The following is a 22,499-nucleotide window of genomic DNA, read 5'->3' as shown; positions in this document are numbered from 1 at the left end:
CTTAAGCTCGTGGTTTACTGTCGGGACCATGAGCCTGCAGACCGTCACGACCCCCATCGCCGAGATTTTGCTGGTCGAGGACGACCTCGAGCTTCGCCGGGAGATGACCGCCTACCTGACCGATAACGGCCACGTCGTCCACGAGGCCGGCGACGCGGCGACCGCGCGGCGGGTCCTGGCCGAGCGCGCGATCCAGGTGGCCGTGCTCGACGTGAACCTGCCCGGCGAGGATGGCCTGTCGCTGTGTCGCGCCCTGGCCGGCGGCGACGGCCCCGCCATCCTGATGCTGACCGCGCTGGGCGACCCGATCGACCGGATCCTGGGCCTGGAGCTCGGGGCCGACGACTATGTGGTCAAGCCGATCATGCCGCGCGAACTGCTGGCCCGCGTGAAGGCGCTGTTGCGGCGACGTCCCGCCGGCGCCTCGACACGCAAGACCAACGTCTACCGCTTCGCCGACTTCCGCCTCGACCTCGCCGCCCGCCAGCTGAGCGCGCCGAACGGGACGATCCTGCTCCTGACCCGCAGCGAGCTGGCGATCCTGGGCGCGCTGCTGGAGCGCGCGCGGCAAGTGGTGCCGCGCGAGGACCTGATCGCCCTGCTGCGCTCGGATGACACCGAAGAGATGGGTCGCGCCGTCGACCTGCATATCAGCCGCCTGCGCCGCAAGATCCAGGACCAGACGGACCGCGAGCTGATCCGCACCTATCGCGGCGTCGGCTACATGCTGGACGCCGGCGTGGTCGGCGAATGACCTGGCGCCGGCGCCTCAGCCCGCCCCTGTGGGCCCAGATCATGGCCATCGTGGTCGGCGCGCTCGCCGCCGCCCAGGTGGTGACCCTGGCCCTGACGGTGTTCTTCCCGCCCGATCCGCCGCGTCAGTACAGCCTGACCGACATCAGCGCGGCGCTGCGCGGGGGCGCGGCCCAAGCTTCAAATCGACCTCTGGTGCTGACCTTCGAGACCGCCGCGCCCAGCCTGCAGAGCCCTGGCTGGGTGGTCTCCGCGCCGGCCACCAAGGATCTCGCCCGCATGGTGGGCGTGGCAGAGTCCGACGTGCGCCTGCTGTTCTACGCGCCGCCGCCCTTGGCCGGTGGAACGCCGATGCCGCCACCGCCGCGCGCCGAGGCCGCGCCCGCGCTCTTCATGTCCCGCATGGTCCAGGTCGGACAGGCTGGCGGCGCCGCCGGGCCGGGCGGCCCTCCGCCGGGAATGAGTTCCGGCGGTCCGGGCGGCTTTCCGCCTTCCGACATGAGATCCGCGGGCATGGGTCCGCCAGGCGGCTTCCCGGCCGGTGGCCCGATGCCCCAGCGGCCTTCGTCGCCACAGATGCGGGTCATGCGTGCGCCGGGGAGCTTTCCTGGCTCGCCGACGCCCTCCTCCGCCGGCGGCGCCATGAGGGGACCCGGCGGCGCCCCGCCCTCGATGGGCCAGGCCCAGCCCGGCCGCGCCCCTGGATCACCAGCCTCGCCAGCGACCGTGGGTGGACCGCCGCGCGGGCCGATCATCCGCTCGCCGCTGGACGCCGCGGTCTTTGCTCGCCCCAGCCGTATCGTCCTGACCCCCGCCCAGGAGCCCGTTCGCTCCGCGCCGCCAGCCGTCACGGCCCCGCCAGTCGAAGCGCCCGCCGCCGAGCCGCCCGTCGCCACGCCCACGCGGATCGAGCCGATACGCCCCGCCACCGAGGCGGTGATCGCGGCCATGCCCCGGCCGTCGCCGCCCCAGCCGCAAGCGCGAGCGCCGCTCCCCGCCGTCCCTGACCGCACCTTGCCGCCGCCGAATGTCGGCGGCTTCCGCCTCGGCCAGGCGCCCTATATCGAGGGCGAGTTCGTCGCCGCCATGAAGATCGCCGACGGGCGTTGGGCCACCGTGCGTCCACAGCCCGAGGGCTTCCTCAACAGCTGGCAGCGGCGGGTGCTGCTGTGGTTCGGGCTGTCGGTCGCCCTGATCGCACCGCTGGCCCTTTTCGTGGCCTGGCGCCTGGCCGCGCCGCTGAAGGTCTTCGCCGAGTCCGCCGACCGCCTGGGCCGCGAGCCTTCGGCCGACCTGCCGCCGCTGTCCGGTCCGGCCGAGATCGGCAAGGCCGCCGACGCCTTCAACCTGATGCAGCAGCGCCTGAAGCGCTATGTCGAGGACCGCACCGGCATGATCCGGGCCATCTCGCACGACCTGCGTACGCCGCTGACCCGGATGCGCTTCAAGCTGGAACGCGCCTCGCCCGCCCTGCGCGTCGCCATCGGCCGCGACATGGATCAGATGGAGGAGATGATCGCCTCGGTCCTCAGCTTCATGCGCGACGAGACCCAGGTGGGAAAACGGCAGGTCGTGGACCTGCGGTCGCTGCTGGAAGTGGTCGTCGACGACGCGCCGGGCCCCGCCAAGCTCGAGCCAGGGCCGCCCGTCCTAGCCGAGATCGACGTCGTCGGCGTGCAGCGTGTCGTCGAGAACCTGATCGACAACGCCCTCAAATACGGCGAGCGCGCGATCGTGCGGCTGGACGTTCGTGACGGCGAGGCCTGGATCGAGGTCGCCGATGATGGCCCTGGCCTGGCGACCGAGGACCTGGAGCGGGTCTTCCAGCCGTTCTACCGCAGCGTCGCCGCCCGCGCATCGGGGAAGGCCGGCGTCGGCCTCGGCTTGTCGGTGTCGCGCTCGACGATCCGCGCGCACGGCGGCGACCTGCGGCTGCGCGCGGCGCCGAAGGGCCTCATCGCCGAGCTGCGCCTGCCCGAGGCCCGGCCTGCGCGCACGGCCGCGGCGGCCTGATCCGGCGTCCGCGAAACGTCTATTCGGCCACGATCGAGGCGCGCAGACGGGCGGCGACGTCGCCCAGCGTGATGGCCCCGAGGGAGTCGTTGACCTCGAGCACGCCCTGGCCGTGCTGCTGCGACAGGTTGCCGGTGAAGTCGGTCAGGGCGGTGATGTGCTGGGCCAGCAGGTCGACCGTGTGCAGCTCCTGCATCACCGACAGACGGTGCTCGTCAGGCACGACGTCGAGGATCTTGCCCAGCGCCACGTCCAGATGCCCACACGCCACCGCGGCGAACGACATCTCGGCCGAGATCGCCTTCAGCACCGTCTCAACGCTCGCGGGCGCCAATTTATCCGACATTACTTCCCCCTGATTCCAGGGGGAGAGGTCAGCACGCGCGGCACGGCGCCCGCAAGGCCTTGATTTGTGCGGCGAATTATCGCGCCGGAGAACAGCGCGCCTTCAAAAACAACGTCAGATGGCGGTGCGGCGGAGAAGCTCGTCGCGGCGGTCGGCCATCTCCTGGCGCGTGCGTTCCAGCGCGTCACGTTCGGCCATCGACAACAGGGCCTCGACCGTGCGGTTCAAGTGCTCGTGAATCACCCGGCGCGCTTCCTTGGGATCACGGTCGCGCAGGCTGGCGACGATGCGGCGGTGATCCTCGGCGAAGGCCTCGGGATCGGCCAGACGCACCCGGCGCAGCTGGGCGCCGCAGTCGCCGAACTGCCGGCGCAGCGTCCAGATTTCCTCCACCGCCGCGACGATGGCGGCGTTGCGGGTGGCGTGGGCCACGGCCAGGTGGAAGTCGTGCTCCAGCCGTTCGCCGTCCTCCGTGCCAGCCAGGCCGGCCAGTTCGCGAACCATCCGCTCCAGGGCGGCGAGCTGCTCGTCGCTGACGGCGGCGGCGGCCAGGGCGCAGGCCTCACCCTCGAACAGGCGGCGGGCCTCGGTCAGTTCCAGGGCGCTGACCTCGGCCTCGGTCGTGTCGTCCTCGGGCTTGCCCCGCGCCATGACATAGACGCCCGAGCCCTGGCGCGCTTCGACCAGGCCTTGGAATTCCAGGGCGATCATCGCGTCGCGGATTGTTGGCCGGCTGACGCCGAACGAGTCGGCCAGACCCCGCTCGGACGGCAAGCGGTCGCCGGGGACATAGCGTCCCTCGGCGATCGAGGCCGCGATCGAACGGGCCACCTGCTGGTAGAGCTTCTGGGGATCTGGCGCGCCGCGCATCAAAACTCACTCTGGATTCTGCGGCTCCATCTTAGCGCTTGGCTGGACCTTGGGAAGGCGAGCCCGAAACTTGGCCAAGCTTGCGCACCTCGCTGGCCGCCAGCAGGAAGGCGCCGACACCGTAAAGCTGAGTATCGTCCGGCCCCACCTGGTCCGGCGCGGCGCCGACGCGCTGCACCCAGCCCAGGCGCCCGTCGGGCTCGATCGCCGCATCCAGGGCCTTCCAGCCCTTGTCGATGACCGGACCGTACTTGGCGCGGGACAGCAGCCCGTGGTTCACGCCCCAGGCCAGGCCGTAGACGAAGAAGCCCGTGCCGCTGGTCTCCGGCGTCTTTTGCGGCTCCAGCAGCGAGACGGGCCAATAGCCCTGCTCGCCCTGCAACGGCGCGATCCGCGCGGCCATCTGCTTGAACACCGCCTCGTACCTCGGGCGGCTGGGATGGTTGGCCGGCAGGTCCTGCAGGATCCGCGCGATCCCCGCGAACGCCCAGCCGTTGCCTCGGCCCCAGAAGATCTTGGCGCCCGCGTCGCTGCGTTGGGCGATGAAGCGGCTGTCGCGGAAATAGAGGTGGTCGGTCTTGTCGAACAGGTAGTCGTGGGTGGCCCAGAACTCGCTGTCGGCATGGGCCAGATAGCGCCTGTCGCCGGAGACCTTGCTCAGCGACGTCCAGGCTGGCGGGGCCATGAAGATCGCGTCGCTCCAGCACCAGCGGACCTGGCAATAGGGCGGGCCCTTTTCGGGCTTCAGCGAGAAGTCCAGCGAGACCTTGGACGGGTCGGCCAGCACCGCGTCGAAGCGGGCGCGGATCGGCGTCAGCTTGCTCGGGTCCTTGGTGCGCTCGGCCGTCCAGACCCAGACCGCGCCGGTGGCGTCGGCGTCGGCGTGGCGCGGACGATGGTCGAAGCCCCAGCCCTCGGCCTCGCCATGTTTGAGGACGGCGGTGGTCAGGTACGGATCCTGGGTCGCGTCGGCGAAGGTGTAGAGGCCAATGTAGAACGCCGCCTGAATCCAGTCGCGCGGCGCTTCGGTATCCTTGCGAAATTGGCTGACCGGCACGTAGTCGAAATTGTCCATGTGGCTCAGCTGCCAGGCCGCGACCTTGCGGCCGGCGGCGTCGACCGCCGAGACCGGAACACTGACGACGGCGCTCCTCGGCGCGGCCAGAGCCGGCGCGGCGGTTCCGGCCAGGATGGCGAGGGCGGCGGCCGCCTTCAGGAGGGTCTTGAGGGTCATTCGCTTGGCTCTTCCGCGTTTAAGCGCCCGGCCCGAGGTCGGACACGGCCAGGACGTCCATGTCGTCGAACTCGAGGTTCTCGCCGCCCATGGACCAGACAAAACTGTAGTTGGCGGTGCCGACGCCGCTGTGGATCGACCAGCTGGGCGAGAACACCGCCTCGCCGTCGTCCATGAACACCGCGCGCGGCTCGGACGGGTCGCCCATCAGGTGCATGACGCGGCCGGGAGCGGCGTCGAAATACATGTAGATCTCGCTGCGCCGACGGTGGGTGTGCGGCGGCATGGTGTTCCAGACATTGCCCGCCTCCAGCTCGGTGAAGCCCATCACCAGTTGGCAGGTCTCGACGACGCCGGGGCGGATGCTCTGGCGGATCACCCGGCGGTTGGCCGTGTGGGCCTCACCGGCGAAGATCGTCCGAGCCTCGTCGCGCCGCACCCGCTTGCTGGGATGGCTGGCGTGGGCTGGATAGCTGACGAAGTAGAAGCGCGCCGGCCGGGCCGTGTCGTCGCTGGCGAAGCTGACCGTCTCGACGCCCCGGCCGACATAGAGGCTGTCGTGGCGGGCCAGGTCGAAGCGCTGGCCGTCCAGGGTCACCGAGCCCGGGCCGCCGACATTGATCACCCCGACCTCGCGGCGCTCGCAGAAGAAGCGCGAGGCCAGTTCCTTGTGGGTCGGCAACAGCAGCGGCGCGCCGACGGGCATGGCCGAGCCGACCACCGCCCGTTCGATCTCCAGATAGCTGAGTCCCAGCTCACCGGGACGGAACAGGCTGTCGATAACGAAGGTGTCGCGCAGCTCGCGCACCGTCATCCGACTCATGCCGGCACGGTCGGTGCTCTCGCGATAGTCCATCTGCACGGTCATCGGCGGATACGGGTCCGTCGCCCGCCGGCCGCCGATCCTGTCGGCGATCGCTCGCTGATACGCATCCGCCCTCCCCCTGCTTATCGCGATTTCTAAATTGACATTACCAATCTGGAGACCAAGCCGTAAAGCCCGAACAGAGGCTTGACTCCTTACCCAGCGCCGTCGCGTCAATGGACGCGCTTCCATCGCTGCCTGGTAGAGTGAAAATCCCACCACCCAGACCGCATGGGGCCGCATAACGCCGCTACTTGACAAGTGGCCTGACCATACTTCATCAGTTGGGCATACCAATCGCCGTCGGCATTGAACCGGCGAGCATTAGCGCGGGGAAGGCCAGGCCATGACCAACATTCGATTCTTGCTGCTCGCTTCCACGGCCGCGGCCGTGATGGCAGCCACATCCGGCGCCGCCGCGGCCCAGGCTCAGGCCAGCGACTCAGCCCAGCTCGAGGAGATCATCGTCACCTCGACCAAGCGGGCCGAGCGCCTGCAGGACGTGCCGGTCTCGGTCACCGCCGTCACCGCCGACGTGCTGGAACGCAACAACGTCCGCGAATTGGGCGACCTGGTGAAGCTGTCGCCGGGGCTGGTGATCAACTACGGCAGCCAGCCCGGCAACTTCAGCATCAATATGCGCGGCATCGGCACCTTCTCGAACGGCATCGCCGTCGAGTCGGACGTGGCGGTGGTCATCGACGACGTGCCGGTCGGGTTCCAGGCCGCCGCCTTCAAGGACCTGATCGACGTCGAGCGCGTCGAGGTGCTGCGCGGCCCGCAGAGCACCCTGTTCGGCAAGAGCGCCATCGCCGGCGTCCTGAACATCGCCACCGCCGCCCCCACCCGCGAGTTCTCGGGCAAGGGCATGCTGCTGGTCACCGACGACGGCGAGAAGCGGATCGGCTTCACCGCTTCGGGACCGATCAAGGACGACCTGCTGCTGCGCGTGACGGTCGCCAAGAGCGACTACGACGGCAACGTCAAGAACCTGACCACCGGCAAGAACGTCAACGGCAGCGCCGGCTTCACCGCCACAGCCAAGCTTGTCTGGACGCCGACCGAGAACCTGACCCTCAGCGTCGCCCCGCGCTACAACCACAACGTCTCGACCTGCTGCACCAGCCCGATCACCGAGCTGACGCCGGGCCTGTTCTACCAGGGTGAGCCCGCCTTCCCGGCCAGCCTGACCCTGCGCGGCATCACGATCGACAAGAACAACCACTTCGTCCGCGCCAACGACCGGATCGGCGGCGGCAATTCGGACGTCTTCGGCACGACCGCCCGCATCGACTACGACTTCGGCGACGGCTCATTCCTGAAGGGCCACACCCTGTCGTCGATCACCTCGCACGACCGCTGGAAGATGGTCGACTTCCAGGACATCGACGGCACCGACCAGCCGTTCCTGCTGGGCTTCCCGGTCGCCAGCCCGTCGGGGATCAACAGCGGCGCGCATATCGACGGCTATTTCCACGCCGACTCGTGGACGCAGGAATTGCGGCTGGTCTCGCCAGGCCAGAGCCGCTTCCGCTATGTGGCCGGCCTCTGGTACGCCAAGAACGACCTGGATCGCTATCTGAACCGCGGCCCGGTGCTGCAGCTGGCTCGCTACCTGGCCGAAAGCACCAACGAGAACTATTCGGCCTTCGCCAACGCCACCTGGGACGTGACCGAGAAGCTCAGCGTCACCGGCGGCGCGCGGATCAACCGCCAGAAGATCAGCTATCACTTCGACAAGACGATCTTCGCCAACACGACCCTCACCTCGCCGACGAGCCACCAGCTCTTCAGCAAGGCCGACCAGGACGACGCGTTCACGGGCAAGGTCGGCGTGCAGTACAAGATCACGCCCGACATCATGACGTTCGGGACCTTCTCGACCGGCTACAAGGGTCAGGCCTATGACCTGGTCAGCACGTTCAGCGCCGCGATCGCCGCCCAGATGCCGGTGAAGCCGGAAACGGCCAAGAACTATGAAATCGGCTTTAAGAGCAGCCTGCTGGACCGTCGCGTCTATTTCAACGCCACCGTCTTCCGGGCCGACTACAAGGGCTTCCAGACTTCGGTGACGTCGTTCCTGCCCGACGGCACGTTCCTGACCTTCCTGAACAGCGTCGGCCAGTTGCGCACCCAGGGCGTTGAGCTGGACGCGGTGGCCCGCGTCACCTCGAACTTCCGCCTGAACGGCGCCTTCGCCTACACGGACGCCACGGTCATCGACTTCCCGAACGGGCCTTGCAACAACGCCCAGCCGGCCACCGCCGACCTGCCGCTGCAGCCGGCGGGCTATGTCGGCAAGCCGGGCGAGTGCTACCGCACGCCGACCACCAACGGCCGCGTGCAGAACCTCGCCGGTAAGCGGCTGAACAACACGCCGAAGTTCAAGTTCAATATTGGCGGCCAGTACGACATCGCGCTGCCGGGCATGCCGTTCAAAGGCTTCGTCGGCGCGACCTATCGCTGGCAGGACGACGTGAACTTCTCGCTCAGCCAAGACCCGCGCACGATCCAGAAGGCCTACAGCGTCGTCGACCTGAAGCTGGGGATCACCGACCTGAAGGACCGCTACAAGGTCTCGGTCTTCGCCAACAACCTGTTCGACAAGCGCTATGCCCAGGGCATCGGCAACGGCACCTCGGGCTACAGCAACCCCGCCATCCCGACGGCCCAGGGCCGCACCTGGTTCCCTGGCCGCGACGCCTTCCGGTACTTCGGCGCCCGCCTGGACGTGAACTTCTAGAGCGCAGTTCCCTCCCCTAGACCCCTCCTGCGCGGCCGGATCTCCCAAGGGGATCCGGCCTCTTTTTTGGGAGACGCTCGAAGGACTACTTCGCCGCGCTGGCGGCGCGGAGGGCGATCTCCTCGCGCTTGGCCGCCAGGCTTTCGCGGGTGCGCTCGATGGCCTCGAGTTCGGCGGTCAGCAGCAGATTCTCGATCAGCCCGCCCAGGTGAGCCTGCATCGCGCCGCGCGCCGCCTTGGGGTCGCGGGTGCGCAGGGCCTCGATGATCTCCTGGTGCTCGTCCTTCAGCGGCCGCTTGCGCACGTGCCGGGCCTTTTCCAGCATCTGCATGCACAGGCGCGAGCGATAGCGCAGGTCCCAGGTGTTCTCGACGATCCGCACCACGGCGGTGTTGCGGGTGGCCTGGGCGATGGTGATGTGGAACTGGCGGTCGGCTAGTTCGCTCTGCTCCTTGGTCGATTCCTCGCTGTTCATCTCGGTGACCAGCGCCTCGAGATAGGCCAGCTCCTCGTCGCTGATCAGGGTAGCGGCCAGGGCGGCGGCCTCGCCCTCGAACAGGCGGCGAGCCTCAGCCTGTTCGAAGGCCCCGATGTCGAGGTCCTTCACCGGAGGCGGCGGCTGATCCAGGCGGACATACACGCCCGAGCCCTGGCGAGCCTCCAGCAGGCCGCGCATCTCCAGCGCGATCACGGCGCGGCGCACGGTGGGCCGGCTGACGCCGAACTCGTCGGCCAGGTCGCGCTCGGACGGCAGCCGTTGCCCGGGCTGGAAGGTCCCGCTGGCGATCGACGCGCTAATCGAGGCGGCCACCTGCTGGTAGAGCCTGGTGGACTCCGTGGAAGGCGGATCCGGCGATGGGGTCGACATGAAAAGCGGCCGTGGTCAGGCGCCAGGGTCGGCGCGTCCCAAAGGACTAGCGCGCGTCCCGCCCTGTCACAAGCGCTCGCGGTCGAGTGGCCTTACCAAGACGATCCGCCAAGGCGGCGGTCTAAGGCGGCGGGCGACCGGAGGGTAAGGACTCCGGCCGCCATCGTCGTCCGCCCCGGGAGGAGGTCGGCGCAAGATACGCAGCGCCTGTGGTCGACGAGCAAGCGATTGAACGGAGTTGGAGGCTCCATTCCGTCGCGCTCTGTACCCTAGCGAAATTGGTTAGGCATGCAAAGCAAAATGGCCTGACCAATCCAGCCAAATTTGAGCGACTTGTACAACCACTTTGGAAGCGCTCTCAAACCTCGACATTGACCACGACGCCGGCATCGGACCAATTTCTGCGGGCGTCGGCATGCGCCTTATCCGAGCCGCGCGGCTTATCCCTGTCGTGAGCCGCGTCTCGGTCCGTCGCATTCACCCCGTACGGACCATCCTTGGGGTGGGCCGGGTCGATGTGCTTCTTGGCGTAGTCGACATCCGTGCAGTTCTTGCACGAGAAGCCATTGACGGTGACCGGCTGCGGGTAGTCCCCATTGATAGCCATCGTCCGCTCCCCTGATCGGCGCCGATACGCACCTGCTGGGTCATTCGAACGATGGCCTCTTCTGGTTACAGTCCCGTTTCATTTTCCTAGGCCGCCTGGCGCAGCCCCCAGGGGTGAGCCGGATAGAACTGCGCCATCATCCGCCCGACATAGTCCACCAGGCGCGGATAGCTCTCGGCCTCGCGTCGTAACGGCGAGTCGAAGAACGGGGTCATGATCGCCGCCAGCATGGCGAAGGCCGTGGCGTCGACACCGACCGGATGGCTGTCGCGCATCAGATAGGCCTTGTCCTCCAGAAGCTCGTCGAGGGAGCGCAGCGACAGGCTGCCCAGCCAGGCGACCTCCTCGCGCAGGTGCCGGCCGACGCCGACGGCCCGGACATTGGTCGCCACCGCCTCCAGCAGCCCCTTGCGCAGGTCGTCGCGCAGGTGTTCCGGCGCCTGGTCGAACCAGCGGCCCGGCCCCTTGGCGAAGTTGGCCGGCTCCAGGAAGCGGAAGTAGCTGGACACCCAGCCCAGCTGGTTCTCGATCATCCGCTCGATCGCCCAGGCCTGGGCGCGCTCCTTGCCGGTCAGACCCGCATCCAGGTCGACATCGTACTTCTGCTCGACATGGGCGCGGATGAAGGTGGAGTCGCCGATCGCCTGGGCGGCGTCCTCGATCCACGGCAGCTGGCCCTTAGGCGCGGTCTCGCGGCTGCCCTTGGTCTTCTTGTACTTCAGACCCGCCATCATCAGCTGGACTTCGGTCTTGGTCACGTAGGGGCTGATCTCGGGCAGCCCGAACCCGGCTCCGGCGGCGAATAGCGTGATCATCATCCCTCTCCATCCCGAATGTCGCGATGACGACTTGCTACCGCCAGGCTACTGCCAGCATGCTGTCAGCAACGATCAGCGATATTCGAAGCCATGAGACGCGCCGAACGCCTTTTCCAGATCATCCAGATCCTGCGCCGCAGCCGCGCGCCGGTGACCGCCGACGCCATCGCCGCCGAGCTCGAGACCTCCAAGCGCAGCGTCTATCGCGACATCGCCGCCCTGGTCGGCCAGCGCGCGCCAATCCGCGGCGAGGCCGGGGTGGGCTATGTGCTGGAGGCCGGCTTCGACATGCCGCCCCTGATGCTGACCCCCGACGAGATCGAGGCGGCGGTGCTGGGCGCGCAATGGGTGGCGGGACGGGGCGACCCGGTCCTGGCCAAGGCCGCCAGCGACCTGATCAGCAAGATCGCCGCCGCCGTGCCCGACCGCCTCCGGCCCTATGTGCTGGAGCCCGCCATCGGCGCGGCCCCGGCCTGGAACCCGCAGACCGACCGCATCGACGTCGCCCAGGTCCGGGCCTGGATCCATGCCGGCCGCAAGATCCGGCTGGACTACAGCGACGGGGCCGGCGCGGTGAGCGCCCGGGTGATCTGGCCGGTCACCGTCGGCTATCGCGAGACGATCCGGATGATCATCGCCTGGTGCGAACTGCGTCAGGCGTTCCGCAGCTTCCGCACCGACCGCGTGGTCGGGGCCGACTTTCTGGAAGAACGCCACGGCAAGCGGCCGGCGGTGCTGCGCGGTGAATGGATCAAGTTCCGCGACGCCGAGATCGCCGCCTGGAAAGCCAAGGAGCGCGCCGGCTGCGGCGCCTAAACCCCGTGACGCTTGGCGAAGGTCTCGAACAGGCTCGGCCAGGCCGCCACCGGCTTGTCGGTCGCGAAACGCAGGCCAAAGCCATGGCCGCCCTCCTCGAACACATGCAGCTCGGCCGGCACGGCCTTGGCCTTCAGCGCCGCGAACATCGCGAGCGAATTCTCGACCGGCACGGTCCTGTCGTCGGCCGCGTGCACCTGGAACACGGGTGACAAACCCTCGCGCACCTGCTTCTCGGGCGACAGCTCCAAGGCGCGCTCAGGCGAGGCGTTCGCCGTCAGCAGCTGCTTGCGCGAACCGGCGTGAGCGATGGCCGGATCCAGGCTGACCACCGGATACATCAGCGCCGACAGGTTCGGCTTGGCCGGAAGTTGGTCGGCGGCGTCGATCGGATCATAGGTCGGAGCGTCGAAGCGCACCGTCAGGTTGGCCGCCAGGTGACCACCGGCCGAAAAGCCCATGATCGCCACCCGGTCGGACGAGAAGCCCATCTCCTTGGCCTTCGAACGGATCAGGCGGATGCCCCGCTGAGCATCCTGCAGCGGCGCATCGCCGCCCGCCGCCCAGCCGTCCCCCGGCATCCGGTAAAACAGCACGAAGCAGGTGTAGCCGCGCGCGTTCAGCCACCGGGCGGTCTCATAGCCTTCCTTATCCAGCACCACGCGCTCATAGCCGCCGCCGGGGATCAGCATCACGGCCGCGCCGTTCGGCGTCTTCGGACGGAAGACGGTCATGGTCGGCTTGCGCGTGTGGACCTGGGCGCGGTCCCTGGGCCCCTTGGGGTCGCCCGCCCGTTCGATGATCTTTTCCTCGGCCGTGACGCCCTCCCCGCCCGGCGCGCCGTTCGGCCAGAGGGTGATGACCTCGGTCGGGTCCGACGGGGTGATCTGGGGCTTGTCCACAGGTGCGGCCTCCGCCTTGCGAGTCGCCAGCACTGCCAGGACGCCGGTGACGAAAACGGACAGGGCGCCGCGGCGGTTCAGCATGGGATCGAGCCTTCTGACGGGATGTTCTGGGCAGACCCTAAATCCGCTTCGGCCGATTTGGAAACCGGTTTCCTAGCCTCGGGCGAAGCGCAGATGATGCAGCACGATCCCGCTGGTCGTGGCGACGTTCAGCGAGTCGAAGCCGCCCGCCATCGGAATGCCGACGGTCCTCGCGCCGGCCATGACCTCGGGAGAGAGGCCCGGCCCTTCCGCGCCCAGCAGCACCGCTGTCCGCGGCGCTGGTGTCAGGCGAGCCAGGGTCTCGGTCGCCGACGGACTGAGCGCCAAGCTTTCGAAGCCCATCGCCGCCAGGAGTTCGGCGATGTCCTCGCCCCGCTCCAGCCGCGCGGTGGGAACCGACAGGGCCGCGCCGACCGAGACGCGGATCGCCTTGCGGTACAGCGGATCGCAGCAGTCGGCGTCGAGGATCACAGCGTCGGCCCCGAACGCGGCGGCGTTGCGATAGATGCCGCCGATGTTGTCGTGATTGGCGATGCCGCACAGCACCAGTACGACCGCGCGGCCGGGCAAGCGGGCCAGCAGGGCTCCCGCCGCGACCGGCTCGGGCTTGCGGCCGACGGCCAGCACGCCGCGATGCAGGTGAAAGCCGGCGATGGCGTCGACCACCGCCTGGTCGGCGAGATGGACCGGCGTCTCGTCCGGCAAACCGGCGAACACCTCGGCCAGCTTGTCCTTGCGCTTGGGATCGATCAGCAGCGAGACCACCCGCTCGGGCGCGTCACGGACAAAGGCCCGCAGCACCGTCTCGCCCTCGGCGATGAACAGCCCCTCGCGGCCGACGAGGTCGCGTTCCTTGATCGCTCGGAACGGCGCGACGGCGGGATCGTCGGGGTCGGTGACGACGCGAAACTGGGGCAAGGCGGCCTCTGGAAGGGTTAGCGCACCCCTCGTATCGGCAGGATGGCCAGACCGCCAGCCAGAGCCAGCGCCGCGGCCATCAGGAAGAAGACGTGAAAGTTGAGATGGGTCGGTCCCAGGCTCCAGACCGCCAGGGCCGGCGCCAGGGCCTGCGGCAGGGTGTTGGCCAGATTGATCACCCCAAGATCCTTGCCCGCATCGCGCTGCGAGGGCAGCACCTGGGTGACCAGGGCGATGTCGACCGCATAGAAGCAGCCCGCTCCGCAGCCGAGCACGATGTAGGCCACGATCAGGGCGGGCCAGCCGGGCGACAGCGAGAGCGTGGCCATCGACGCGGCGATGGTCAACGCGGCGGCGAACGCGAACAGCTTCCGCCGCTTCAGGCGATCCGACAGCACGCCGCCCAACAGGGCGAAGGCGATGTTGAAGCAGGTCGAGACCGTGGTCAGGATCGCCAGGCCCTCCTCCGATCGATGACCGGGAAACAGGCTCGGATAGTCCAGAACGTCCTGCAGGAAGTAGAGCATGTAGTTCTGGATCAGGCTCAGGGCGACCAGCACCATGAACCGTCCGACCCAGGCGAAGGCGAAATCCGGATGCTTGCGCGGATTGACCCACAGGCCCGCGACGAATTCCATCAGATGGAACGGCGGCACGTCGGCCTTGGGCAGCGGCGGATCGCGCAGGCGGATCACGAACGGCGCCAGGCCCAGCAGCAAGGCGGCGGAAATCGCCGCGTACCGATAGCCTTCGGTGACCAGCACCCCGCCGATCAGCACCGCCCCGGCGGCCGTACCGATCGGATTGCCCAGGCTGAGGAACGCCGCCACCAGCCCCTTCTGAGTGTCGGGCACCCGGTCGGGCATCACCGCCACCAGGGCCGAGAAGCAGAGATTGAAGGTCAGTTGAAACAGGATCACCCCGCCGATCAGCTCCAGCGGCGTCTTGGCGCGCATGATCGCCAGATAGGCGAGAGACGCTCCCAGGGCGCCCACCACCATCCAGGGCCTGCGACGACCGAATCGCGAGGTGGTGCGATCGCTGATCGCGCCGGCCAGCAGGTTGGCGATACTGGCGACGATAGCGCCGTAGAACGCGACCTGGCTCAGCACCACCGCCTTGCTGGCATGGTCGATGGCGGCCGCCTTCAGAGGCAGCAGGACTTGCAGCAGCGGTTGAAACGAAACGAAGGCCCCGATCTGGGCCAGGGTATAGGCGGCGATGAAGTTCGCGCGCACCGGCGTCTTGGGCCGCGCCCCGTCGTCAGGCCGCATCTCACCTCCCCAGCGAGCATGGCCACCGCCATGCTCCAGATCCTTTGAACGGCGCCCGTTTTTCCACTTCCGAGGCTTTCACCGGAACTGGACAGGCTCCGCGCGGTCTTCGCGCCGCGTCGAAACTGGACAGTGGCCGCCCCTTCGGGGCTGCACAAGGGGGCGCTTACGGTTAAGCAGGGAGTTTCCTTCTTGAGCGGACAGGCTCTAGGTTGGGCTAATGGGCGTGACTCCAATGCAAGTCGGGACGGACTGATGGCTTCGGTGACGATCTACGACGTCGCCGCGCGGGCGGGCGTCTCGATCAAGACCGTTTCGCGGGTGATGAACAACGAGCCGAACGTTCGGCCCGCGATGCGCGAACGCGTGCTCACCGCCGCCGGCGATCTCGGCTACAGCCCGAACCTGTCGGCCCGCAGCCTGGCCGGCTCGCGCTCGTTCGTGATCGCCGTCTTCGTCGACGCGGCCCTGACCATCGACCATTGGCAGAGCGAGCGCGGCGCCGACTATCTCAGCCGCATCCAGCTGGGCGCGACGCTGGAGTGCCGCGCGGCCGGCTATCACCTGCTGATCGAGTTGATCGACCACGAGGGCCCGCAGGTGCGCCAGGAAGTGGCGGCCCTGCTGGCCGCCCTGAAGCCCGACGGCGTCATCCTGACCCCGCCCTCCTCGGACAACGAGGTGGTGCTGGAGCTGCTCGACAAGGCCGGCACGCCCTATGTCCGCGTCGGCCCCGAGCGCGGCGGCCTTGGCCCGCGCGTGCACATGGACGACGTCGCCGCCGCTCGCGAGATGACCGAGCACCTGGCCGACCTGGGCCACAAACGCATCGGCTTCATTGTCGGCGAGCCCCGCTACGGCGCCAGCCAGGCGCGGCGCGAGGGCTATCTGGAGGCCATGAAGGCTCGCCGCCTGCCCGTGGCCGAGGGCCTGGTGCGCCAGGGCGACTTCACGTTCCAGTCGGGCCTGGAGCAGGCCAAGGCCCTGCTGGCCCTTGCCGACCGCCCGACGGCGATCTTCGCCAGCAACGACGACATGGCCCTGGGCTGTATCGCCGCGATCGCCGAAGCCGGGCTGATGATCCCCGGCGATATCTCCGTGGCAGGCTTCGACGACAGCCCCAGCTCACGCTTCAGCCGGCCGCAACTGACCACCGTGCGCCAGCCGGTGGCGGAAATGTCCTCGGTGGCGGCCAAGCTGCTGATCGCCCAAGCCAAGAGCAATGAGCGGCCCGAGCGGCCGATCGATGAGCTCCTGCCGTTCGAACTGATCCACCGCGCCTCGACGGCGCCGCCGCCGCGCTAGGCCTTACCGTCCCGGACGCGCGAAAGCGGCGACCCGGGCCCGGGCGGCGTGCACCGGGTTTTCGACCGGGCGCTCCTGATAGGTCGATTGGAAGGTTTGGGTCTGCGGACGCGAGCCCAGGCGGAAGGCGGCGACGCGGTTCGACAGGTCCGCGGCCTCGACCCGCAGGGTGTGGGTCGCTTCGGTCGACCGCGAGACCATGGCGGCGTTGCGCTGGGTGACCTGGTCCAGTTGGTTCACGGCCGAATTGACCTGACCCAGGGCCGTGGCCTGCTCGCTGGCCGAGGCGGCGATGGCGTTGACCAGTTCGTTGATGCCCTCGACCTTGTTGACGATGCCGCGCAGGGACTCGCCCGTCTGGCCGACCAGGTCGACGCCTTCGCTAACTTGGCGGCTCGACTCGGTGATCAGCGACTTGATCTCGCGGGCGGCCTCGGCCGAGCGCTGGGCTAGGGCCCGCACCTCCTGGGCGACGACCGCGAAGCCCTTGCCGGCGTCGCCGGCCCGGGCCGCTTCGACACCAGCGTTCAGAGCCAGCAGATTGGTCTGGAAGGCGATTTCGTCGATCATGCCCAGGATCTGGTTCACCTGCTGCGACTGGGCCTCGATCTTGGTCATGGCCTGGGCGGCGCGGGTGACGATCTGTCCCGAGCGCTCGGCCTCGGCCGAGGCTTCGCCGACGCGCGAGGAGACCTCGCGGGCGCTCTTGGCGGTCTTGCCCACGGCGCCGGTCAATTCCTCGACGGCGGCGGCCGTCTGTTCCAGCGTGGCCGCCTGTTGTTCGGTGCGCTGCGAGAGGTCCTCGGCGCCGCGGGCGATCTCGTCGGCCCCGGCGCGAATACCGCCGGCCGAATGCTCGACCGCGCGCATCGCCTCGCCCAGAGCGCCGGCGGCGCGCTCGAAGTCGATCTTCAAGCTCTGGAACTCAGGCGCGAGGTCGCCGTCGACGCGGGCCGAGAGATCCCCGGCGGCCAGGCGCGCCAGGGCATCGCCCACCGCCTTGACCGCTTGGGCCTGACGGAGTTCGGCGGCTTCACGTTCGGCCTCCAGGGCGTCGCGCTCTTCCTGCAGCAGGCTCAGATAGCTGGAGATCGCCAGTTCCATGTCGAGGAACACGGCCTTGGTCAGGGCCGACAGGCCATCGGCCAGCTCGGCGTCCGATTTCGCGCCGTTGAACAGCCCCTTGGCGCGCTTGGCGACCACGGCGCGGATCAGTTCCTCGGCCACCAGGGCATAGCCGCCGATGTACCATTGCGGCTCGAGCTCGGCGTCGACATGGGCGCGGCCGATCCGCTCGACGTCCCGGACATAGGTGTCGCCGTAGTCGGCCTGGGCGATCCGGCGCCAATGGGCGGCCTGGGCGCGCTCGGCGCCGGCCATGTGGCCCTCGTCGCGGAACTTGCCGCGGGTTTCGGGGAAGGCGCGGATCTGGTTGTAGAACTTGCCGAGGGCCGCGGAGATCTCGGCGTCGATCACCGGCTTGATCGCGCGCAGGGCCGAACGCGAACGCTCGTCGAAGCGCATGAAGGCCATCCGCTGATCCAGCTTCGCGTGCGCGCTCATGCCTTCGGTACTCCGACTCGATGGTAAGGTTTGATTGACCACGTTCGTGACCGGAATCTGTTAACCAAGATTGAAGTTCGGCACGATGCGCCGCGTGGCCGCACCACCCGCCGAGCAACCCGTTTTCGCAGGTCACGGCCACGTTCTGGCCGTGAATAGAACCAAGCTGCGCCTTGGCGCGTTTTGGACTTGTCAGGTCCATGGCGGGGCTTGGATATAGTCGCGTAGAGACCCTCAAGGACTTCATGGCGCTTCCGGCGGACTTCACCTTGACCGAGCAGGACGGCCGATCGACGGCCGTGCTCTCGGGGGATTGGACCGCGCGGGGTCTGCTCGACGCCGGCCTGCGCCTGGCCCAGGCGCTTTCCACTCGGCGCACGCTGGCGCTGGACCTGATGGGCGTCAACCGCTGCGACACCGCCGGCGCCTACGCCATCCTGCGCGCGGCCGGCGACCGGCTGGACACCCAGCACGTCCAGGCGCGTCGCGAGGTGCTGCGGCTGCTGGAGTTGGTCGGCGCCGCCATCCAGGTCGAGCCCGAGCCCACCGTGCGGCCCGGCGGGTTCCACGCCCTGCTGGAGCGGATCGGCCGCGGGGTCTTCGGCCTGTTTTCGGACGGCTACAGCACCATGGTGTTCCTGGGGCACCTGCTGGTGGCCCTGGGACGCAGCTTCGCCGATCCGCGCCGGATCCGCTGGGCGCCGATCATTTCGCAGTGTGAGCGCGCGGGGCTCGACGCCATGCCGATCGTGGCGACCACCACCTTCTTCATCGGCGCGGTGGTGGCCCTGCTGGGCGCCAACATGCTCACCGACTTCGGGGCCCAGGTCTATTCCGTCGAGCTGATCGGCATCTCGGTGATGCGCGAGTTCAACATCCTGATCACCGCCATCCTGCTGGCCGGCCGCTCGGCCTCGAGCTTCGCGGCCGAGATCGGCTCGATGAAGATGAACCAGGAGATCGACGCCATGCAGGTCATGGGCGTGGATCCCTACGAGGCTTTAGTGTTGCCGAGGTTCGCCGCCCTGCTGTTCACGATCCCGCTGCTGACCTTCGTGGCCACCATCGCGGGCCTGGCCGGCGGCATCCTGGTCGTGTGGATCGTGCTGGACCTGTCGCCGACCTTCTTCCTGCAGCGGATCATCGACTATGTCGGGGCCACCCACTTCTGGATCGGCCTCTCCAAGGCGCCCGTCATGGCGATGGTCATCGCCGCCATCGGCTGCCGCCAGGGGATGGAGGTCGGCAACGACGTCGAGTCCCTGGGTCGGCGGGTGACGGCGGCGGTGGTGCACGCCATCTTCGCCATCATCCTGATCGATGCGATCTTCGCCCTGGTCTATATGGAGCTGGACATATGACCAGCCCCGCCCCCCTGCCGCCATCGATCGACACGGCCGAGGCCGAGCGCTTTCCCATCGAGGTCCAAGGCCTGGTCTCCTGCTTCGGCGACAACATCGTCCACGACGGCGTGGACCTGAAGGTCGAGCGTGGCGAGGTGCTAGGCGTGGTCGGCGGCTCGGGCACCGGCAAGTCAGTGCTGCTGAACACCATCATCGGCCTGAAGGCGCCCGACGGCGGCACGGTGCGACTGTTCGGCGGCGACATGCGCACGGCCTCGCGGCGACGCTGGTCGTCGGTCGAGCGACGCTGGGGCGTGCTCTTCCAGCAGGGCGCGCTGTTCTCGAACCTGACCGTGCGCGAGAACGTCGCCGCGCCGCTGTTCGAGCATACCCGCCTGCCCCGGCGCGAGGTCGAGGAATTGGCCGAGCTGAAGATCGCCATGGTCGGCCTGCCCGCCCGCGCCGCGACCTTGAAGCCCGCCGAGCTGTCGGGCGGCATGCGCAAGCGCGCCGGCCTGGCTCGCGCCCTGGCCATGGACCCCGAGCTGTTGTTCCTGGACGAGCCCACGGCCGGCCTCGACCCGATCGCCGCCGAAGCCTTCGACGCGCTGATCAAGGACCTGTCCGACAGCCTGGACCTGACCGTCTTCATGATCACCCACGATCTGGACAGCCTCTACGCCATCACCGACCGCGTCGCCGTGCTGGCCGACAGGAAGGTCGTGGCCGTGGCGCCCGTGCGCGAGCTCGAGCGTTCGGATCATCCCTGGATCAAGCAATACTTCCTGGGCCCCCGGGGACGCGCCGCCGCGACCTCCGAGGATCCGGCCGAGGCGAGGACTGATTTCTGATGGAAAGAAACGCCAACTACGCCCTGGTCGGGGCCATATCCCTGGCCCTGTTCATGGGCCTGGTGATCTTCGTGGTCTGGCTGGCCAAGCTCAGCTTCACGCGCGACTACGACCTCTACGACATCCTGTTCATCGGTCCGGTCCGCGGCCTCTCTGAAGGCGGCGAGGTCCATTTCAACGGCATCAAGGTCGGCGAGGTGTCGCGCATCGAACTCGACAAGAGCGACCCCAACCGGGTGATCGCGCGCGCGCGGGTTACCTCGGACGTGCCGATCAAGGTCGACAGCTACGCCACGCTGGAGCCGCAGGGCATCACTGGCGTCAACTACGTCCAGATCACCGCCGGCTCGCCGAACAAGGCGCTGCTGAAGGACACGGTCAAGAGCGGCAAGGTGCCGGTCCTGCGCAGCCAGCGCAGCGCCCTCTCCGACCTGCTGGAAGGCGGCGGCACGGTGCTGACCCGCACGATCGAGGCGCTGGACCGGGTCAACCGCGTGCTGTCCGACAAGAACATCAAGACCTTCAGCGCCTCGCTCAGCGACGTCCAGGCCGTGACCGCCGAGCTGCGCGAGCGCAAGGAGATCATCGCCGACGCCCAGAAGGCGCTGCAGAGCATCGACGCGACCGCCCAGTCGATCACGGAGCTCTCCAAGAGCGCCAACGGCCTGGTCGACGGCGACGGCAAGCGCACGCTGAAGGAGCTGGGCGACGCCGCGGCCGAGTTGAAGGGCGCCGCCAAGGACGCCCGCGGCATGGTCTCCAAGCTGGAGGGTCCGACCAGCGACTTCGCCACCACCGGCCTGCCGCAGCTCTCGGCCGCCATCGTCACCCTGCAGTCGGCCGCCGAGTCCCTGGACCGCCTGGTCGCCGACGTCGAACAGAACCCCCGAGGCGTCGTCGGCAAGCCGCCCGCCAAGGAAGTGGAGGTCAAGCCGTGAGCCCGATGATCCGAACCGCCTCCAAACTCCTGGCCGTCGCGGTCCTGGCCGCTAGTCTTTCCGGCTGCATCAGCGTCTTCCCGAAGACCAAGCCCTCCAGCCTCTATCGCTTCGGCGAGGCGAGCGTCAGCGTGCCGAAGGGCCCGCCGGGCGCGATGTTCGGCGTGCTGAAGGCGCCGTCGGCGTTCACCCGCGCCGCCGCCGGCGATCGCATCCTGACCAGCACCGGCGGCGAGGTGGCCTATATCGCCGACGCGCGATGGGTCTCGCCGGCCTTCGTGCTGTTCGAGGAAGCCGTCGCCCATGCGTTCGAGAACGATCCCGGTCGGGCTCGGCTGATCGGCCGCGGCGAGGTGGCCAAGGCCGACCTCGTGCTGCGTCTGGAAGTCCGCACCTTCGAGACCGACTACGTCAACGGCCCCAAGGCCGCGCCCGAGATCGTGGTGCGGGTGCGGGGCGTGCTGAACAGCAACCAGGATCGCGCCCTGGTCGGCGACCAGGTGTTCGAGGCCCGCGTGAAGGCCGCCGACAACCGCGTCTCGGCCATCGTGCCGGCCTATGACCAGGCCGTCGCCAAGGTGCTGGGCGACGTGGTGACCTGGGTCAACGCCGCCGGGCCTGGGATCAAGAACTAGGGCGCCCTCAAAGCGCCAGCCTAAAGCGCCTCCAGGGGCTCCGTCACCGGGCCATAGCCGGCATTCTCCTGGATCCGCAGGACGGGCCCATCGACCCACGGCTCGACCGTGACCAGCTCGCGCGCCGCCGCCCGGGCGACGGCGTCGGCGGGACTGGCGCTCTCGGCCAGCAATTGCAGGTTCATCCGCGTTGGGAAGATCACCTTGCGCGCGCCCGACGCCGCCAAGTCCAGGGCCAGGCCCGGCGCGACCCATTCGGCGTCGACGGCCTCGTGGCCGTCGCAGATCGCCTGCTGCGCCAGGGGCGCGTGGGCGACGTAGAACCAGGTGTCGAACCGCTTGGGCATCAGCTTGGGCGTGATCCAGCGAGCAAAGACGGTCAGGGCCGAGAGGTCCAGCTTGAGCCCCAGGTTCTCGACCACGTCGATGAAGGCGACCTTGTCCTCGGCCACCGCCGCACGGACGTCCTTGGCCGCCTCGCCGGCGTAGAAGGCCCCGTCCCGGTCGCGGGCCAGCAGAATGCCGGCCTCCTCATAGGCTTCGCGGATGGCGGCGATGCGCAGGGCCGCGGAGTCCGGATCCAGGGCGTCGAACCCCAGCGCCAGCCTAGCCCAGCGCGGATCGCTGTCGCCCTGGTGGCTCTTGCCGCCGGGAAAGACCAAGGCCCCCGCCGCGAAATCGATCTGATGGTGGCGCTTGACCATCAGCACCTCGAATGACGGCGCGTCGCGGAGCAGCAGTATGGTGGCGGCGGGACGGATCGCGCCCGGTGCGGGGTCGGACATCCGCCAA

21 protein-coding genes are annotated in these 22,499 nt (G+C 68.6%); 9 read left to right on the top strand and 12 right to left on the bottom strand.

The genetic code is table 11. From position 1 onward, the window contains the following. The first annotated feature begins 28 nt into the window (after nucleotides 1-28). Both ASC70_RS10780 and ASC70_RS10775 read left to right on the top strand, forming a co-directional pair. Nucleotides 29-754, top strand: coding sequence for a response regulator (locus ASC70_RS10780; protein WP_056049885.1), 726 nt, complete (start codon nucleotides 29-31; stop codon nucleotides 752-754). Then, the gene (locus ASC70_RS10775; RefSeq protein WP_056049882.1) at nucleotides 751-2,766 is read left to right on the top strand and encodes an ATP-binding protein; all 2,016 of its coding nucleotides are present in this window, start codon (nucleotides 751-753) and stop codon (nucleotides 2,764-2,766) included. The genes ASC70_RS10780 and ASC70_RS10775 overlap by 4 nt, the downstream gene beginning before the upstream one ends. Before the next feature lie 19 nt (nucleotides 2,767-2,785). Here the strand turns inward: ASC70_RS10775 and ASC70_RS10770 are convergent, their stop codons facing one another. The 4 genes from ASC70_RS10770 to kduI form a co-directional block, all read right to left on the bottom strand. Then, the gene (locus ASC70_RS10770) at nucleotides 2,786-3,112 is read right to left on the bottom strand and encodes a hypothetical protein (protein ID WP_047409126.1); all 327 of its coding nucleotides are present in this window, start codon (nucleotides 3,110-3,112) and stop codon (nucleotides 2,786-2,788) included. A gap of 114 nt (nucleotides 3,113-3,226) precedes the next feature. After that, nucleotides 3,227-3,982 (bottom strand): FadR/GntR family transcriptional regulator, encoded by a 756-nt coding sequence (locus ASC70_RS10765; protein WP_056049879.1) that lies wholly within the window; start codon nucleotides 3,980-3,982, stop codon nucleotides 3,227-3,229. A 31-nt stretch (nucleotides 3,983-4,013) separates the two neighbouring features. Then, entirely contained in the window at nucleotides 4,014-5,216 is a 1,203-nt protein-coding gene (locus ASC70_RS10760) for a glycoside hydrolase family 105 protein (protein WP_056049876.1), read from the bottom strand. 19 nt (nucleotides 5,217-5,235) lie between these two features. Further along, nucleotides 5,236-6,084 (bottom strand): 5-dehydro-4-deoxy-D-glucuronate isomerase, encoded by an 849-nt coding sequence (kduI, locus tag ASC70_RS10755; RefSeq protein ID WP_235519340.1) that lies wholly within the window; start codon nucleotides 6,082-6,084, stop codon nucleotides 5,236-5,238. 343 nt (nucleotides 6,085-6,427) lie between these two features. On the opposite strand from kduI, the gene ASC70_RS10750 reads away from it, so the two are divergent. Then, nucleotides 6,428-8,824: a TonB-dependent receptor gene (locus ASC70_RS10750; RefSeq protein ID WP_056049873.1), complete on the top strand. Its 2,397-nt coding sequence runs from the start codon at nucleotides 6,428-6,430 to the stop codon at nucleotides 8,822-8,824. Nucleotides 8,825-8,909: 85 nt separating this feature from the next. Here ASC70_RS10750 and ASC70_RS10745 read toward each other — a convergent pair whose 3' ends face one another. The 3 genes from ASC70_RS10745 to ASC70_RS10735 all read right to left on the bottom strand — a co-directional run bounded on the left by ASC70_RS10745 (nucleotide 8,910) and on the right by ASC70_RS10735 (nucleotide 11,114). Next, complete coding sequence (locus ASC70_RS10745) at nucleotides 8,910-9,692, bottom strand: FadR/GntR family transcriptional regulator (RefSeq protein WP_056049871.1); 783 nt, start codon at nucleotides 9,690-9,692, stop codon at nucleotides 8,910-8,912. 358 nt (nucleotides 9,693-10,050) lie between these two features. Then, entirely contained in the window at nucleotides 10,051-10,299 is a 249-nt protein-coding gene (locus ASC70_RS10740) for a hypothetical protein (RefSeq protein ID WP_056049868.1), read from the bottom strand. An 86-nt stretch (nucleotides 10,300-10,385) separates the two neighbouring features. Further along, nucleotides 10,386-11,114, bottom strand: coding sequence for a glutathione S-transferase family protein (locus ASC70_RS10735; protein ID WP_056050594.1), 729 nt, complete (start codon nucleotides 11,112-11,114; stop codon nucleotides 10,386-10,388). Nucleotides 11,115-11,207: 93 nt separating this feature from the next. Between ASC70_RS10735 and ASC70_RS10730 the strand changes: the two genes are divergently transcribed. Continuing rightward, nucleotides 11,208-11,933 (top strand): YafY family protein, encoded by a 726-nt coding sequence (locus tag ASC70_RS10730; protein ID WP_056049866.1) that lies wholly within the window; start codon nucleotides 11,208-11,210, stop codon nucleotides 11,931-11,933. Here the strand turns inward: ASC70_RS10730 and ASC70_RS10725 are convergent. The 3 genes from ASC70_RS10725 to ASC70_RS10715 all read right to left on the bottom strand — a co-directional run bounded on the left by ASC70_RS10725 (nucleotide 11,930) and on the right by ASC70_RS10715 (nucleotide 15,072). Further along, nucleotides 11,930-12,919, bottom strand: coding sequence for an alpha/beta hydrolase (locus ASC70_RS10725; RefSeq protein WP_056049863.1), 990 nt, complete (start codon nucleotides 12,917-12,919; stop codon nucleotides 11,930-11,932). The genes ASC70_RS10730 and ASC70_RS10725 overlap by 4 nt on opposite strands. Before the next feature lie 72 nt (nucleotides 12,920-12,991). After that, a complete protein-coding gene (locus ASC70_RS10720) occupies nucleotides 12,992-13,798 on the bottom strand; it encodes an RNA methyltransferase (RefSeq protein ID WP_056049860.1) in 807 nt (268 codons plus the stop codon). A gap of 17 nt (nucleotides 13,799-13,815) precedes the next feature. Then, nucleotides 13,816-15,072, bottom strand: coding sequence for an MFS transporter (locus ASC70_RS10715; protein ID WP_056049857.1), 1,257 nt, complete (start codon nucleotides 15,070-15,072; stop codon nucleotides 13,816-13,818). 255 nt (nucleotides 15,073-15,327) lie between these two features. Here ASC70_RS10715 and ASC70_RS10710 point away from each other — a divergent pair, with 255 nt between their 5' ends. Beyond that, nucleotides 15,328-16,377, top strand: coding sequence for a LacI family DNA-binding transcriptional regulator (locus ASC70_RS10710; RefSeq protein WP_047409152.1), 1,050 nt, complete (start codon nucleotides 15,328-15,330; stop codon nucleotides 16,375-16,377). A 3-nt stretch (nucleotides 16,378-16,380) separates the two neighbouring features. Here the strand turns inward: ASC70_RS10710 and ASC70_RS10705 are convergent, their stop codons facing one another. Further along, nucleotides 16,381-17,940 (bottom strand): methyl-accepting chemotaxis protein, encoded by a 1,560-nt coding sequence (locus tag ASC70_RS10705; RefSeq protein WP_056049854.1) that lies wholly within the window; start codon nucleotides 17,938-17,940, stop codon nucleotides 16,381-16,383. A 245-nt stretch (nucleotides 17,941-18,185) separates the two neighbouring features. Between ASC70_RS10705 and ASC70_RS10700 the strand changes: the two genes are divergently transcribed. From ASC70_RS10700 to ASC70_RS10685, 4 genes are read left to right on the top strand one after another with little or no spacing between them, the layout of a single operon-like run. Further along, entirely contained in the window at nucleotides 18,186-19,301 is a 1,116-nt protein-coding gene (locus ASC70_RS10700; RefSeq protein ID WP_056049851.1) for an MlaE family lipid ABC transporter permease subunit, read from the top strand. Further along, nucleotides 19,298-20,134 (top strand): ABC transporter ATP-binding protein, encoded by an 837-nt coding sequence (locus ASC70_RS10695; protein WP_056049848.1) that lies wholly within the window; start codon nucleotides 19,298-19,300, stop codon nucleotides 20,132-20,134. Before ASC70_RS10700 ends, ASC70_RS10695 begins: the two co-directional genes overlap by 4 nt. After that, nucleotides 20,134-21,072 carry an MlaD family protein gene (locus tag ASC70_RS10690; RefSeq protein WP_047409164.1) on the top strand — a complete coding sequence of 313 codons (939 nt, stop codon included), beginning with the start codon at nucleotides 20,134-20,136 and terminating at the stop codon, nucleotides 21,070-21,072. The genes ASC70_RS10695 and ASC70_RS10690 overlap by 1 nt, the downstream gene beginning before the upstream one ends. After that, complete coding sequence (locus ASC70_RS10685) at nucleotides 21,069-21,707, top strand: ABC-type transport auxiliary lipoprotein family protein (protein WP_056049845.1); 639 nt, start codon at nucleotides 21,069-21,071, stop codon at nucleotides 21,705-21,707. The genes ASC70_RS10690 and ASC70_RS10685 overlap by 4 nt, the downstream gene beginning before the upstream one ends. A gap of 20 nt (nucleotides 21,708-21,727) precedes the next feature. Here ASC70_RS10685 and ASC70_RS10680 read toward each other — a convergent pair whose 3' ends face one another. After that, entirely contained in the window at nucleotides 21,728-22,492 is a 765-nt protein-coding gene (locus ASC70_RS10680) for an NUDIX domain-containing protein (RefSeq protein WP_056049843.1), read from the bottom strand. Between the last annotated feature and the right edge of the window lie 7 nt (nucleotides 22,493-22,499).

Source organism: Caulobacter sp. Root343, assembly GCF_001425745.1.
Taxonomy (GTDB): domain Bacteria; phylum Pseudomonadota; class Alphaproteobacteria; order Caulobacterales; family Caulobacteraceae; genus Caulobacter.
Note: the sequence above shows the minus strand (reverse complement) of the source record. Positions and strands in the feature narration are given on the sequence as shown.

Excerpts from the sequence above, each read along its gene's own strand:
- ASC70_RS10780 (WP_056049885.1), top strand. The coding sequence starts at position 29 with ATGAGCCTGCAGACCGTCACGACCCCCATCGCCGAGATTTTGCTGGTC.
- ASC70_RS10775 (WP_056049882.1), top strand. The coding sequence starts at position 751 with ATGACCTGGCGCCGGCGCCTCAGCCCGCCCCTGTGGGCCCAGATCATG.
- ASC70_RS10770 (WP_047409126.1), bottom strand. The coding sequence starts at position 3,112 with ATGTCGGATAAATTGGCGCCCGCGAGCGTTGAGACGGTGCTGAAGGCG.
- ASC70_RS10765 (WP_056049879.1), bottom strand. The coding sequence starts at position 3,982 with ATGCGCGGCGCGCCAGATCCCCAGAAGCTCTACCAGCAGGTGGCCCGT.
- ASC70_RS10760 (WP_056049876.1), bottom strand. The coding sequence starts at position 5,216 with ATGACCCTCAAGACCCTCCTGAAGGCGGCCGCCGCCCTCGCCATCCTG.
- kduI (WP_235519340.1), bottom strand. The coding sequence starts at position 6,084 with ATGACCGTGCAGATGGACTATCGCGAGAGCACCGACCGTGCCGGCATG.
- ASC70_RS10750 (WP_056049873.1), top strand. The coding sequence starts at position 6,428 with ATGACCAACATTCGATTCTTGCTGCTCGCTTCCACGGCCGCGGCCGTG.
- ASC70_RS10745 (WP_056049871.1), bottom strand. The coding sequence starts at position 9,692 with ATGTCGACCCCATCGCCGGATCCGCCTTCCACGGAGTCCACCAGGCTC.
- ASC70_RS10740 (WP_056049868.1), bottom strand. The coding sequence starts at position 10,299 with ATGGCTATCAATGGGGACTACCCGCAGCCGGTCACCGTCAATGGCTTC.
- ASC70_RS10735 (WP_056050594.1), bottom strand. The coding sequence starts at position 11,114 with ATGATCACGCTATTCGCCGCCGGAGCCGGGTTCGGGCTGCCCGAGATC.
- ASC70_RS10730 (WP_056049866.1), top strand. The coding sequence starts at position 11,208 with ATGAGACGCGCCGAACGCCTTTTCCAGATCATCCAGATCCTGCGCCGC.
- ASC70_RS10725 (WP_056049863.1), bottom strand. The coding sequence starts at position 12,919 with ATGCTGAACCGCCGCGGCGCCCTGTCCGTTTTCGTCACCGGCGTCCTG.
- ASC70_RS10715 (WP_056049857.1), bottom strand. The coding sequence starts at position 15,072 with ATGCGGCCTGACGACGGGGCGCGGCCCAAGACGCCGGTGCGCGCGAAC.
- ASC70_RS10710 (WP_047409152.1), top strand. The coding sequence starts at position 15,328 with ATGGCTTCGGTGACGATCTACGACGTCGCCGCGCGGGCGGGCGTCTCG.
- ASC70_RS10705 (WP_056049854.1), bottom strand. The coding sequence starts at position 17,940 with ATGAGCGCGCACGCGAAGCTGGATCAGCGGATGGCCTTCATGCGCTTC.
- ASC70_RS10700 (WP_056049851.1), top strand. The coding sequence starts at position 18,186 with ATGGCGCTTCCGGCGGACTTCACCTTGACCGAGCAGGACGGCCGATCG.
- ASC70_RS10695 (WP_056049848.1), top strand. The coding sequence starts at position 19,298 with ATGACCAGCCCCGCCCCCCTGCCGCCATCGATCGACACGGCCGAGGCC.
- ASC70_RS10690 (WP_047409164.1), top strand. The coding sequence starts at position 20,134 with ATGGAAAGAAACGCCAACTACGCCCTGGTCGGGGCCATATCCCTGGCC.
- ASC70_RS10680 (WP_056049843.1), bottom strand. The coding sequence starts at position 22,492 with ATGTCCGACCCCGCACCGGGCGCGATCCGTCCCGCCGCCACCATACTG.